Consider the following 13,358-nt stretch of genomic DNA (forward strand, 5'->3'; position numbering starts at 1 on the left):
CTCATTCCTCGCGCAGGGTCTGGATCATGTAGTTGACGTCAACGTCGCTGCTGAGCTTGTAATGCTTGGTCAGCGGGTTGTAGGTCAGGCCGATGATGTCCTTCACCTGCAGGCCGGCAACGCGGCTCCAGGCGCCCAGCTCGGACGGGCGGATGAACTTCTTGAAGTCGTGGGTGCCGCGCGGCAGCATCTTCAGGATGTACTCGGCGCCGACGATGGCCAGCAGGTAAGCCTTGGGGTTGCGGTTGATGGTGGAGAAGAACACCTGCCCACCAGGCTTGACCATGCGGTAGCAGGCGCGGATGACCGAAGACGGGTCGGGCACGTGCTCGAGCATTTCCAGGCAGGTGACCACGTCGAACTGTTCGGGCATTTCCTCGGCCAGGGCTTCGGCGGTGATCTGCCGGTACTCCACCTGCACGCCCGACTCCAGCTGGTGCAACTGGGCCACGGCCAGCGGCGCCTCGCCCATGTCGATGCCGGTGACCGTGGCACCGCGCAGGGCCATGGCCTCGCTGAGGATGCCGCCACCGCAACCCACGTCCAGCACTTTCTTGCCGGCCAGGCTGGCGCGCTCGTCGATCCAGTTGACGCGCAGCGGGTTGATTTCGTGCAGCGGCTTGAACTCGCTTTCGCGGTCCCACCAGCGGTGGGCCAGCGCTTCGAACTTGGCGATTTCGGCGCGGTCGACGTTGCTCATTGAACAGTCCTCTGAAACTTCGCAAAATTGCGCCGGAGTATACCCGAGCGCTCGGCCCCGAGGGTCGCTATAATCGCCGGCTTTTGATATCCGAACGACGGGGAGAGGCGATGCGCGAGCGACTTTTGGCGGCGGAGAAGGTGATCGGGATCCGCTGGCAGGGCGGCGTCTTGCACCTGCTCGACCAGCGCCTGCTGCCGTCAGAAGAACGCTGGCTGGCCTGCGACAATGTCGCGCAGGTGGCGACGGCGATCCGCGACATGGCCGTGCGCGGCGCCTCGGCCATCGGCATTGCCGCGGCCTATGGCCTAGTTCTGGCCCTGGAAGAACGGCTGGCCGAGGGTGGCGACTGGGAAATGGACCTGGAAGAAGACTTCCTCACCCTGGCTGAAGCGCGCCCTACCGCCGCCAACCTGTTCTGGGCGCTGAACCGCATGCGCGAGCGCCTGCAGCGCCTGCGTCCGGACGAAGACGTGCTGGCGGCGCTGGAGGCCGAAGCAGTGGCCATCCACGAAAGCGACCGCGAAGCCAACCTGACCATGGCTCAGTACGGTATCGAGCTGATCCGTCGCCATCAGGGCAATGCCCAGGCCCTGCTCACCTACGGCAATGCCGGCGCCCTGGCCTGTGGTGGCTTCGGCACCGCGCTGGGGGTGATCCGCGCCGGCTACCTCGAGGGCATGGTCGAGCGGGTGTATGCCGGCGAGACCCGCCCCTGGCTGCATGGCTCGCGCCTGACCGCCTGGGAGCTGGCCAACGAAGGCATTCCGGTGACCCTGTGCGCCGACTCGGCGCTGGCTCACCTGATGAAGAGCAAGGGTATCACCTGGGTGGTGGTGGGTGCGGACTGCATCGCCGCCAACGGCGACGTGGCCGGCAAGATCGGTACTTACCAGCTTGCGGTCAGCGCCATGCACCACGGCGTGCGTTTCATGGTGGTGGCGCCGAGCACCAGCATCGACCTGAATCTGGCCACGGGCGAGGACATCCCGCTGGAAGAGCGCGCTGCCGACGAGTTGCTGGACATCGGCGGCACCCGGGTGGCGCCGGATGTCGAGGTATTCAACCCGGTATTCGACGTGACCCCGGCCGACCTGATCGACGTGATCGTGACCGAGCGCGGCATCGTCGAGCGGCCGGATACCGCCAAGCTGGCACAATTGATCTGCCGCAAGCGGTTGCACTGAGGGTGTAAGGCGGTAGAGATGTGGCGCCTGTGAGGTCGAGCGCCGCCCGCGCGGCGCTTCGCGGGGCAAGCCCGCTCCCACATTTGTTGCAACGTGCCGAACCTGACAGGCCATGGTTGCCAGCCTTGGTGGGCTGGCTGGATTACTGAGTTGGCACTGCTGCCGCCTCACCTGCCTCAAGCCATGCACCAAGGCTGACAACGCCTCTCCCACAGGCATGGTCACGTTGCAACAAATGTGGGAGCGGGCTTGCCCCGCGAAGCGCCGCGCGGGCGGCGCTCGATCTCCCAGGCGCCACAAATTTCACGGCAGGCACCCCTGTGCCACATCTCCCCACCGCCCCTGCCTTTGTGATAACATCCGGCAGTTTCCAAGACCGCCCACCACAGCGGCCTTCATTGCGCAGATCCATGGCACAACTCATTGATTTGTCGTAAGTCGTCGCACCCTTATGCGCTGCGGCGGCGAGCTTCGTTCGGCCCTTGATGGAGCTGCGAAGTTTCACCAGAAAAAGGAATCAGGCTTCTCATGGGCGAACTGGCCAAAGAAATCCTCCCGGTCAATATCGAAGACGAACTGAGACAGTCTTACCTCGACTACGCGATGAGCGTGATTGTCGGGCGAGCGCTGCCCGATGCGCGTGACGGCTTGAAGCCCGTGCATCGCCGCGTTCTCTATGCGATGAGCGAACTGGGCAACGACTGGAACAAACCGTACAAGAAATCCGCCCGTGTGGTCGGTGACGTGATCGGTAAGTACCACCCGCACGGCGACACCGCGGTCTACGACACCATCGTGCGTATGGCCCAGCCGTTCTCGCTGCGCTACCTGCTGGTCGACGGCCAGGGCAACTTCGGGTCGGTGGACGGCGACAACGCCGCAGCCATGCGATACACCGAAGTGCGCATGGCCAAGCTGGCCCACGAGCTGCTGGCTGACCTGCACAAGGAGACCGTCGACTGGGTGCCCAACTATGACGGCACCGAGCAGATCCCGGCGGTCATGCCGACCCGTATTCCCAACCTGCTGGTCAACGGTTCCAGCGGTATCGCCGTGGGTATGGCGACCAATATCCCGCCGCACAACCTCGGCGAGGTCATCGATGGCTGCCTGGCACTCATCGACAACCCCGAAGTCACCATCGATGAGCTGATGCAGCACATCCCTGGCCCGGACTTCCCGACTGCCGGCCTGATCAACGGCCGCCAGGGCATCATCGAGGCTTATCGCACCGGCCGTGGCCGCATCTACATGCGCGCCCGCTCCGAGATCGAAGACATCGACAAGGCCGGTGGCCGCCAGCAGATCGTGGTTACCGAGCTGCCGTACCAGCTGAACAAGGCCCGCCTGATCGAGAAGATCGCCGAGCTGGTCAAAGAGAAGAAAATCGAAGGCATCACCGAGCTGCGCGACGAGTCCGACAAGGACGGCATGCGCATCGTCATCGAGCTGCGTCGCGGCGAGGTGCCGGAGGTGGTGCTCAACAACCTGTATTCGCAGACCCAACTGCAGAGCGTGTTCGGCATCAACGTCGTCGCCCTGGTCGACGGTCGTCCGCGCCTGCTCAACCTCAAGGACCTGCTCGAGGCGTTCGTCCGTCACCGCCGTGAAGTGGTGACCCGCCGTACCGTGTTCGAGCTGCGCAAGGCCCGCGAACGCGGCCACATCCTCGAAGGCCAGGCAGTCGCGCTGTCCAACATCGACCCGGTCATCGCCCTGATCAAGGCCTCGCCGACTCCATCCGAAGCCAAGGAAGCCCTGGTCTCCACCGCCTGGGAATCCAGTGCCGTACAGGTCATGGTCGAGCGCGCCGGCGCCGATTCCTGCCGCCCGGAAGACCTGCCGGAGCAGTACGGCCTGCGTGAAGGCAAGTACTACCTGTCGCCGGAACAGGCGCAGGCCATTCTCGACCTGCGCCTGCACCGCCTGACAGGCCTGGAACACGAGAAGCTGCTGGCCGAGTACCAGGAAATCCTCGAGCAGATCGGCGAGCTGATTCGTATCCTCAGTAGCGCCGAGCGCCTGATGGAAGTGATCCGCGAAGAGCTGGAAGCCATCCGCGCCGAATATGGCGATGCCCGCCGCACCGAAATCCTCGATGCGCGCCACGACCTCAACTACGGCGACATGATCCCGGAAGAAGAGCGCGTGGTGACCATTTCCCACGGCGGCTACGCCAAGACCCAGCCGCTGTCCGCCTACCAGGCCCAGCGCCGTGGTGGCAAAGGCAAGTCTGCCACCGGGGTGAAGGACGAGGACTACGTCGAGCACCTGCTGGTTGCCAACAGCCACGCCACCCTGCTGCTGTTCTCCAGCAAGGGCAAGGTGTACTGGCTGAAGACCTACGACATCCCTGAAGCGTCCCGCGCCGCCCGCGGTCGCCCACTGGTCAACCTGTTGCCGCTGGAGGAGGGTGAGCGTATCACCGCCATGCTGCAGATCGACCTCGAGGCCCTGCAGCAGAACGCTGGCGCCGACGAAGAGCTGGAGGACGCGGAAGACACCGTGCTCGAAGGTGAAGTGGTCGAAGCCGAGGAAGTGGACGAGGAAGACGGCGACACCCCAGAGTGGGTAGCCGAGCCGACCGGCGCCTACATCTTCATGGCCACCGCTTCGGGTACCGTTAAGAAGACCCCGCTGGTGCAGTTCGCCCGTCCACGCTCCAACGGCCTGATCGCCCTGAAGCTGAAGGAAGGTGACACCCTGATTGCCGCGGCCATCACCGACGGTGCCAAGGAAGTCATGATGTTCTCCGATGCTGGCAAGGTGATCCGCTTCGCTGAAAGCGTGGTGCGCGAGATGGGCCGTAACGCCCGTGGCGTGCGCGGCATGAAGCTGGGCAAGGGCCAGCAGATCATCTCCATGCTGATCCCGGAGTCCGGCGCACAGATCCTCACCGCCTCCGAGCGTGGCTTTGGCAAGCGCACCCCGTTGTCCAAGTTCCCGCGTCGCGGTCGTGGTGGCCAGGGCGTGATCGCCATGGGTACCAAGGGGCGTAACGGCCTGCTGATTGGCGCCATCCAGGTGCAGGAAGGCGAAGAGATCATGCTGATCTCCGACCAGGGCACGTTGGTGCGTACCCGCGTTGGCGAAGTGTCCAGCCTGGGCCGTAACACCCAGGGCGTGACCTTGATCAAGCTGGCTGCTGATGAAACGCTGGTGGGGCTGGAGCGTATCCAGGAGCCTTCCGAGGAGGAGCTCGATGATGTGATCGAGACGGACGCGGAGGGCGCCGAGGCCGACGCGCCGGACAACGAAGAAGCTGCTGGCGCCGAAGAGGCCCCGCAGGAGTAAGCAAGTGTAAAACCCGAACGGGGCGACCAAGGTCGCCCCGTTTGACTGATTAGAGTTGGCAACGTCCTCAGGGCGGTGCAATACCCTGTGGGAGCGGGTTTACCCGCGAAGAAGACACCGCGGTGCATGGCAAGGGCTTCGCCCTTGTTCGCGGGTAAACCCGCTCCCACAGGGTTCCCGGCAGCATCGAAGATTGACGATTTGTTCTATTTGGCAGAGCGAGAGTGGATGTGAGCAAACGAGCCTTTAACTTCTGCGCAGGCCCTGCCGCGCTTCCTGACGTTGTGTTGCAGCGCGCCCAGGCCGAGATGCTGGATTGGCGTGGCAAGGGCTTGTCGGTGATGGAAATGAGCCATCGCAGCGACGATTACGTGGCCATCGCCGAAAAGGCCGAGCAGGACCTGCGTGACCTGCTGTCTGTCCCCTCCAACTACAAGGTGCTGTTCCTGCAGGGCGGTGCCAGCCAGCAGTTCGCCGAAATCCCGCTGAACCTGCTGCCTGAAAACGGCACCGCCGACTACATCGAGACCGGTATCTGGTCGAAAAAGGCCATCGAGGAAGCGCGCCGCTTCGGCAACGTCAACGTCGCCGCCAGCGCCAAGCCCTATGACTTCCTGGCCATCCCGGGCCAGAACGAGTGGAAGCTGACCAAGAACGCAGCCTACGTGCACTATGCGTCCAACGAGACCATCGGTGGCCTGCAGTTCGACTGGGTGCCGGAAACCGGTGATGTGCCGCTGGTGGTCGACATGTCGTCCGACATCCTTTCGCGCCCGATCGATGTGTCGCAGTACGGCCTGATCTACGCCGGCGCGCAGAAGAACATCGGCCCAAGCGGCCTGGTAGTGGTGATCGTGCGCGAAGACCTGCTGGGTCACGCCCGCAGCAGCTGCCCTACCATGCTCGACTACAAGGTCTCGGCTGACAACGGCTCGATGTACAACACCCCGGCCACCTACTCCTGGTACCTCTCGGGCCTGGTGTTCGAGTGGCTGAAAGAGCAGGGTGGTGTCGACGCCATGGAGCAGCGCAACCGCGCCAAGAAAGACCGCCTGTACGGCTTTATCGACAGCAGCGAGTTCTACACCAACCCGATCAGCCACAACGCCCGTTCGTGGATGAACGTGCCGTTCCGTCTGGCTGACGAGCGCCTGGACAAGGCCTTCCTCGCCGGTGCCGATGCCCGTGGCCTGCTCAACCTCAAGGGCCACCGTTCGGTGGGCGGCATGCGCGCCTCCATCTACAACGCCCTGGGCCTTGAAGCGGTTGAAGCCCTGGTGGCCTACATGGCCGAATTCGAGAAGGAGCACGGCTGATGTCCGAGCACGAACTGAAGGCGCTGCGCGTTCGCATCGACAGCCTCGACGAGAAGATCCTCGAGCTGATCAGCGAGCGTGCCCGTTGCGCCCAGGAAGTGGCCAAGGTAAAGACCGCCTCGCTGGCGGAAGGCGAAAAGCCGGTGTTCTACCGCCCCGAGCGTGAAGCTGCCGTGCTCAAGCGCGTGATGGAGCGCAACAAGGGGCCGCTGGACAATGAAGAGATGGCGCGCCTGTTCCGCGAAATCATGTCGTCGTGCCTGGCCCTGGAAGAGCCGCTGAAAATCGCCTACCTCGGCCCTGAAGGTACCTTCACCCAGGCTGCGGCCATGAAGCACTTCGGCCACGCGGTGATCAGTCGGCCGATGGCAGCCATTGACGAAGTGTTCCGCGAAGTGGCGGCCGGTGCCGTCAACTTCGGCGTGGTGCCGGTGGAGAACTCCACAGAAGGCGCGGTCAGCCACACCCTCGACAGTTTCCTCGAACACGACATGGTGATTTGTGGCGAGGTCGAGCTGCGTATCCACCACCACCTGCTGGTGGGTGAGAACACCAAGACCGACAGCATCACCCGCATCTACTCCCACGCCCAGTCGCTGGCCCAGTGCCGCAAGTGGCTGGACGCGCACTACCCGAACGTGGAACGCGTGGCCGTATCGAGCAATGCCGAGGCGGCCAAGCGGGTCAAGGGCGAGTGGAACTCGGCGGCGATCGCCGGCGATATGGCGGCCAACCTGTACGGTTTGACCCGCTTGGCCGAGAAGATCGAAGACCGTCCGGACAACTCCACGCGCTTCTTGATGATCGGCAACCAGGAAGTACCGCCGACCGGCGATGACAAGACCTCGATCATCGTTTCGATGAGCAACAAGCCGGGTGCCTTGCACGAATTGCTGGTGCCGTTCCACCAGAACGGTATCGACCTGACCCGCATCGAGACCCGCCCGTCGCGCAGCGGCAAGTGGACCTACGTGTTCTTCATCGACTTCGTCGGCCACCACCGCGACCCGCTGATCAAGGCGGTGCTCGAGCAGATCAGCCAGGAGGCTGTGGCGCTGAAGGTGCTGGGGTCGTATCCGAAGGCGGTGCTTTGATTTGAGATTGTTGGGGCTGCAAAGCAGCCCCAATGGCCCTCACAGGCTATCTAGTTTCTGAACAGGGTTCGCACCAGTGGTAAAAGCAGTAACAACCAAACCCGCGCCAATCATCAACCGCCTGGTCGTGGTCGGTCTCGGCCTGATCGGTGGCTCGTTCGCCAAGGGCCTGCGTGAAAGCGGCCTGTGCCGCGAAGTGGTCGGTGTCGACCTGGATGCCCCCTCACGCAAGCAGGCCGTGGCCCTGGGCGTGGTCGACCGCTGCGAGGAAGACCTTGCTGCCGCCTGTGTCGGTGCCGATGTCATCCAGTTGGCCGTGCCGATCCTGGCCATGGAAAAAGTCCTGGCCCGCCTGGCCAGGCTTGACCTTGGTGATGCTGTCATCACCGACGTCGGTAGCGCCAAGGGCAACGTCGTGCGTGAAGCGCGTGCCGTCTTCGGTGAGCGCCTGCGCCGCTTTGTCCCTGGCCACCCTATCGCCGGCTCCGAGCAGAGCGGGGTAGAGGCTGCCAATGCCACCCTGTTCCGCCGGCACAAGGTCATCCTCACGCCGCTGGCCGAAACCGACCCGGCTGCTTTGGCCCTGGTCGATCGGCTGTGGCGCGCGCTGGGCGCTGACGTGGAGCACATGCCGGTCGAGCGCCACGACGAAGTGCTGGCCGCCACCAGCCACCTGCCACACCTGCTGGCCTTCGGCCTGGTCGATTCACTGGCCAGGCGCAATGAAAACCTCGAGATCTTCCGGTACGCTGCGGGAGGCTTCCGCGATTTCACGAGAATCGCCGGCAGCGACCCGACCATGTGGCACGACATCTTCCTCGCCAACCGCGACGCTGTCTTGCGCACGCTTGATACATATCGCAGCGATCTGGACGCCTTGCGCGATGCGATCGCTGAAGGGGACGGGCATCAGCTGCTGGGTGTATTCACCCGAGCACGCGTTGCCCGCGAGCATTTCAGTAAAATCCTGGCCCGCCGGGCCTATGTGGACGCTATGAACGCCAACGATCTGATTTTCCTGGCCCAACCGGGTGGCCGCCTGTCCGGGCGAATCCGCGTACCGGGCGACAAGTCGATTTCCCACCGCTCGATCATGCTCGGCTCGCTGGCCGAAGGCACCACCGAGGTCGAAGGCTTCCTCGAAGGTGAGGACGCGCTGGCGACCCTGCAGGCATTCCGTGACATGGGGGTGGTCATCGAAGGCCCCAACCACGGTCGCGTGACCATTCACGGCGTCGGCCTGCACGGCCTCAAGCCGCCACCCGGGCCACTGTACGTGGGCAACTCGGGTACCTCGATGCGCCTGCTGTCGGGCCTGCTGGCCGGCCAGCCGTTCGACGTGACCATGACCGGCGACGCCTCGCTGTCCAAGCGCCCGATGAACCGTGTGGCCAACCCGCTGCGCGAAATGGGTGCCGTTGTCGAGACCGGCCCGGACGGCCGCCCGCCGCTGACCATCCGCGGTGGCCACAAGCTCAAGGCGCTGACCTACACGCTGCCGATGGCCAGTGCCCAGGTCAAATCCTGCCTGTTGCTGGCCGGCCTGTATGCCGAAGGCAAGACCACCGTCACCGAGCCTGCGCCAACCCGTGACCACACCGAGCGCATGCTGCGCGGCTTCGGCTACAGCGTCGAGAGCAACGGCCCGGTAGCCTCGCTGCAGTCCGGCGGCAAGCTCACTGCCACCCGTATCGAAGTGCCGGCCGACATTTCCTCGGCAGCGTTCTTCCTGGTGGCAGCGTCCATTGCCGAAGGCTCCGAGCTGGTGCTGGAACACGTTGGCATCAACCCGACCCGCACCGGCGTGATCGACATCCTGCGCCTGATGGGCGGTGACATCACCCTGGAAAACCAGCGTGAAGTCGGCGGCGAGCCAGTGGCCGATCTGCGTGTGCGCGGTGCCAAACTGAAGGGTATCGATATCCCTGAAGAACTGGTGCCACTGGCCATCGACGAATTCCCGGTGCTGTTCGTTGCCGCTGCCTGCGCCGAAGGGCGTACCGTGCTGCGTGGTGCCGAAGAGCTGCGGGTGAAGGAATCCGACCGCATCCAGGTCATGGCCGACGGCCTCATCACCCTGGGCATCAAGTGCGAGCCGACCCCGGACGGCATCATCATCGACGGCGGCCAGCTCGGCGGCGGCGAAGTGCACGGCCACGGTGACCACCGTATCGCCATGGCCTTCAGCGTTGCCTCGCTGCGCGCCAGCGCGCCGATCCGCATCCACGACTGCGCCAACGTCGCCACCTCGTTCCCCAACTTCCTGGCACTGTGCGCCGAAGTGGGTATCCGCGTGGCGGAAGAGGGCAAGTCGTGAGTGCCCTGGCGCCGGTCATCACCATCGACGGGCCAAGCGGCTCGGGCAAGGGTACGGTCGCCGGGCTGCTGGCCCGCGAGCTGGGCTGGAAGCTGCTGGACTCCGGCGCGCTGTACCGTTTGCTGGCGTTCAACGCCAGCAACCACGGCGTCGACCTGACCAACGAAGAGCTGCTGACCAAGCTTGCCGCCCATCTGGATGTGCAGTTCATGGCCGCCGAGCCCGGTAAGCTGCAACAAATCATCCTCGAGGGTGAGGACGTCAGCAACGTCATCCGCACCGAAACCGTCGGCGCCGGTGCATCGATGGTCGCCTCGCTGCCTGCCGTGCGTGATGCGCTGCTGGTGCGCCAGCGCGAATTCCGCGAGGCCCCGGGCCTGATCGCCGACGGTCGCGACATGGGCACCGTGGTGTTTCCGGACGCGCCGTTGAAGGTCTTCCTCACCGCCAGCGCGGAGGAGCGGGCACGTCGCCGCTACCTGCAGTTGAAGGGCAAGGGTGAAGATGTTAGTCTGTCGAGTCTGCTGGATGAGATTCGTGCGCGTGACGAGCGCGACACCCAACGTGCAGTGGCCCCGCTGAAACCAGCGGCCGATGCCATTCAGTTGGACTCTACCGAGTTGTCCATCGAGCAGGTGTTGCAACGTATCAGGAGCGAGATCGCGCTGCGCGACCTTCTCTGATAGCCAGGAGAGCAGGCAGGGGCACCAGTCAACGTCCTGCCGGCTTTCCTTTACTTAAAACAAACCCACATTGTCTGGAATGTGGCTATGGGCGTCTGTTTCGCCCGAATCTACAGGAATTAAAATGAGCGAAAGCTTTGCAGAACTCTTTGAAGAAAGCCTGAAAACCCTCAATCTTCAGCCGGGTGCCATCATCACCGGTATCGTTGTCGACATCGACGGCGACTGGGTTACCGTACACGCTGGCCTGAAGTCCGAGGGCGTCATCCCGCTCGAGCAGTTCTACAACGAAGCTGGCGAGCTGACCATCAAGGTCGGTGACGAAGTTCACGTTGCGCTGGACGCGGTCGAAGACGGCTTTGGCGAAACCAAACTGTCCCGTGAAAAAGCCAAGCGCGCCGAGTGCTGGATTGTTCTGGAAGCAGCTTTCGCCGCCGAAGAAGTGGTCAAGGGCGTTATCAACGGTAAGGTTAAGGGCGGCTTCACTGTCGACGTTAACGGCATCCGTGCGTTCCTGCCGGGCTCCCTGGTTGATGTCCGCCCAGTGCGCGACACCACCCACCTGGAAGGCAAAGAGCTGGAATTCAAGGTCATCAAGCTGGACCAGAAGCGCAACAACGTTGTCGTTTCCCGTCGCAGCGTGCTGGAAGCCGAGAACAGCGCCGAGCGCGAAGCCCTGCTGGAAACCCTGCAGGAAGGCCAGCAAGTCAAGGGTATCGTCAAGAACCTCACCGACTACGGCGCATTCGTGGACCTGGGCGGTATCGACGGCCTGCTGCACATCACCGACATGGCCTGGAAGCGCATCAAGCACCCATCGGAAATCGTTAACGTTGGCGACGAAGTCGACGTACGCGTTCTGAAGTTCGACCGCGAGCGCAACCGCGTTTCGCTGGGTCTGAAGCAGATGGGCGAAGATCCGTGGGTAGCTATCACTGCCCGTTACCCGGAAGGTACTCGCGTACAGGCTCGCGTTACCAACCTGACCGACTACGGCTGCTTCGCTGAGCTGGAAGAAGGCGTTGAAGGTCTGGTACACGTTTCCGAAATGGACTGGACCAACAAGAACATCCACCCGTCGAAAGTCGTTCAGGTTGGCGACGAAGTGGAAGTCATGGTTCTGGACATCGACGAAGAGCGTCGTCGTATCTCCCTGGGCATCAAGCAGTGCAAGTCCAACCCATGGGAAGACTTCTCCGGCCAGTTCAACAAGGGTGACAAGATCACCGGTACCATCAAGTCGATCACCGACTTCGGTATCTTCATCGGTCTGGACGGCGGCATCGACGGTCTGGTTCACCTGTCCGACATCTCCTGGAACGAAACCGGCGAAGAAGCCGTACGTCGTTTCAAGAAGGGCGACGAGCTGGAAACCGTCATCCTGTCGGTCGACCCAGAGCGCGAGCGCATCTCCCTGGGCATCAAGCAGCTGGAAGACGATCCGTTCTCCAACTTCGTTGCTGTCAATGACAAGGGCGCTATCGTCAAGGGCATCGTGAAAGAAGTTGACGCCAAAGGCGCCATCGTCACTCTGGCCGACGACATCGAAGCTACTCTGAAAGCTTCCGAAATCAGCCGTGACCGCGTTGAAGACGCGCGTAACGTCCTGAAGGAAGGCGAAGAGATCGAAGCCAAGATCATCAGCGTTGACCGCAAGTCCCGCGTAATCAGCCTGTCCATCAAGTCGAAGGACGATGCTGAAGAGCGCGAAGCCATCCAGAGCCTGAAAAACGCTCCGGAAGCGGCTGCCGACACCACCATGGCTGCGCTGCTGCGCGAAGCAATGGCCAAGCAGAACTGAGTTCTGTTTGATCGGTAAAAAGGGCGACCCTCGGGTCGCCCTTTTTTTTGGTGTGGATTCAGGTTTGGGTTTGCGTTGTTCGTCGTGGGTTTTGTTGCGTCTGGCAGATCGAGTGCCGTCCGCGCGGCGCTCGATTTACCAGGCGATGCACCCCTACCGCCATACCCTCATGCCCCCGATGGTTGCCGGCCTGCCACCAATCCATTCCAACCCTGCCTGCCCCCACCAGCTAGACCATTCCTGTAAAACTTCAATCTTGAATTTTTTTATTAAGTCAAGAAGCACCCTGTTCAAATCCCTTCCAGCGTGCTACAAACTGGTTAAGCAATGATCTAGCTGCTTGATAACGAAGGGAAAAATATGACGAAGTCGGAGCTGATCGAACGTATTGTCACCCATCAGGGGCTGCTCTCGTCCAAGGACGTGGAGCTGGCCATCAAGACCATGCTTGAGCAGATGTCACAATGCCTTGCCACTGGCGATCGCATCGAGATCCGCGGTTTTGGTAGCTTCTCGCTGCACTATCGCGCCCCTCGCGTAGGCCGTAACCCGAAGACCGGCCAGTCGGTCAGCCTCGAAGGCAAGTTCGTGCCGCACTTCAAACCTGGCAAAGAGTTGCGCGACCGGGTCAATGAAGAAGAACATGATGAGGCCCACACCTGATTCCACAAGGAGCAATCTGATGCGTAACCTCAAGCGCGCCCTGGCGGCGGTGTTCGTGCTGCTGTTGGCGGCTGTGGTGCTGTTCTTCGTGCTGGAGAACCAGCAAACCGTCTCGTTGGTCCTGTTCGGTTGGGCAGCCCCGGCCATGCCAGTCGCCGTGCTGGTCCTGGCCGCCCTGGTCATTGGTCTGGCAGTCGGGCCGCTGCTGGGTGCCTACGGCGTGCAGCGTAGCAAACGCAAGATCAGGGCTTCTGCCCGCCAGGCGGCGCTGAACGGTAACTAAGGATATTTCCTACACCCGAA

General features: G+C 62.7%; 10 protein-coding genes. 9 read left to right on the plus strand and 1 reads right to left on the minus strand.

The genetic code is table 11. From position 1 onward, the window contains the following. Position 1 precedes the first annotated feature (1 nt). Positions 2–700, minus strand: a complete 699-nt coding sequence (gene ubiG, locus CAY82_RS12875) for a bifunctional 2-polyprenyl-6-hydroxyphenol methylase/3-demethylubiquinol 3-O-methyltransferase UbiG (protein WP_025338098.1) — start codon at positions 698–700, stop codon at positions 2–4. 110 nt (positions 701–810) lie between these two features. Between ubiG and mtnA the strand changes: the two genes are divergently transcribed. The 9 genes from mtnA to CAY82_RS12925 all read left to right on the plus strand — a co-directional run bounded on the left by mtnA (position 811) and on the right by CAY82_RS12925 (position 13,338). Then, the gene (gene mtnA, locus CAY82_RS12880) at positions 811–1,887 is read left to right on the plus strand and encodes an S-methyl-5-thioribose-1-phosphate isomerase (RefSeq protein WP_087501537.1); all 1,077 of its coding nucleotides are present in this window, start codon (positions 811–813) and stop codon (positions 1,885–1,887) included. A gap of 528 nt (positions 1,888–2,415) precedes the next feature. Next, positions 2,416–5,181 (plus strand): DNA gyrase subunit A, encoded by a 2,766-nt coding sequence (gene gyrA, locus CAY82_RS12885; RefSeq protein ID WP_087501538.1) that lies wholly within the window; start codon positions 2,416–2,418, stop codon positions 5,179–5,181. Between the two features lie 230 nt (positions 5,182–5,411). Then, on the plus strand, positions 5,412–6,497 hold the full coding sequence (serC, locus tag CAY82_RS12895; protein ID WP_087501539.1) for a 3-phosphoserine/phosphohydroxythreonine transaminase: 1,086 nt from the start codon (positions 5,412–5,414) through the stop codon (positions 6,495–6,497). Beyond that, entirely contained in the window at positions 6,497–7,591 is a 1,095-nt protein-coding gene (pheA, locus tag CAY82_RS12900) for a prephenate dehydratase (RefSeq protein WP_013971453.1), read from the plus strand. The genes serC and pheA overlap by 1 nt, the downstream gene beginning before the upstream one ends. Before the next feature lie 76 nt (positions 7,592–7,667). After that, positions 7,668–9,908 (plus strand): bifunctional prephenate dehydrogenase/3-phosphoshikimate 1-carboxyvinyltransferase, encoded by a 2,241-nt coding sequence (locus CAY82_RS12905; RefSeq protein ID WP_087501540.1) that lies wholly within the window; start codon positions 7,668–7,670, stop codon positions 9,906–9,908. Continuing rightward, entirely contained in the window at positions 9,905–10,591 is a 687-nt protein-coding gene (gene cmk, locus CAY82_RS12910; protein WP_087501541.1) for a (d)CMP kinase, read from the plus strand. Before CAY82_RS12905 ends, cmk begins: the two co-directional genes overlap by 4 nt. A 124-nt stretch (positions 10,592–10,715) precedes the next feature. Beyond that, positions 10,716–12,392 carry a 30S ribosomal protein S1 gene (gene rpsA, locus CAY82_RS12915; RefSeq protein WP_003252673.1) on the plus strand — a complete coding sequence of 559 codons (1,677 nt, stop codon included), beginning with the start codon at positions 10,716–10,718 and terminating at the stop codon, positions 12,390–12,392. A 360-nt stretch (positions 12,393–12,752) separates the two neighbouring features. Further along, the gene (gene ihfB / locus CAY82_RS12920) at positions 12,753–13,055 is read left to right on the plus strand and encodes an integration host factor subunit beta (protein ID WP_087501542.1); all 303 of its coding nucleotides are present in this window, start codon (positions 12,753–12,755) and stop codon (positions 13,053–13,055) included. A gap of 19 nt (positions 13,056–13,074) precedes the next feature. After that, the gene (locus CAY82_RS12925) at positions 13,075–13,338 is read left to right on the plus strand and encodes a lipopolysaccharide assembly protein LapA domain-containing protein (protein ID WP_003260859.1); all 264 of its coding nucleotides are present in this window, start codon (positions 13,075–13,077) and stop codon (positions 13,336–13,338) included. Positions 13,339–13,358 lie beyond the last annotated feature (20 nt).

Source organism: Pseudomonas sp. SID14000 (assembly GCF_002165135.1).
In the GTDB taxonomy this organism is placed as follows: Bacteria; Pseudomonadota; Gammaproteobacteria; order Pseudomonadales; family Pseudomonadaceae; genus Aquipseudomonas.

Coding starts and splice junctions, on each gene's coding strand:
- ubiG (WP_025338098.1), bottom strand. CDS start 700: ATGAGCAACGTCGACCGCGCCGAAATCGCCAAGTTCGAAGCGCTGGCC.
- mtnA (WP_087501537.1), top strand. CDS start 811: ATGCGCGAGCGACTTTTGGCGGCGGAGAAGGTGATCGGGATCCGCTGG.
- gyrA (WP_087501538.1), top strand. CDS start 2,416: ATGGGCGAACTGGCCAAAGAAATCCTCCCGGTCAATATCGAAGACGAA.
- pheA (WP_013971453.1), top strand. CDS start 6,497: ATGTCCGAGCACGAACTGAAGGCGCTGCGCGTTCGCATCGACAGCCTC.
- rpsA (WP_003252673.1), top strand. CDS start 10,716: ATGAGCGAAAGCTTTGCAGAACTCTTTGAAGAAAGCCTGAAAACCCTC.
- ihfB (WP_087501542.1), top strand. CDS start 12,753: ATGACGAAGTCGGAGCTGATCGAACGTATTGTCACCCATCAGGGGCTG.
- CAY82_RS12925 (WP_003260859.1), top strand. CDS start 13,075: ATGCGTAACCTCAAGCGCGCCCTGGCGGCGGTGTTCGTGCTGCTGTTG.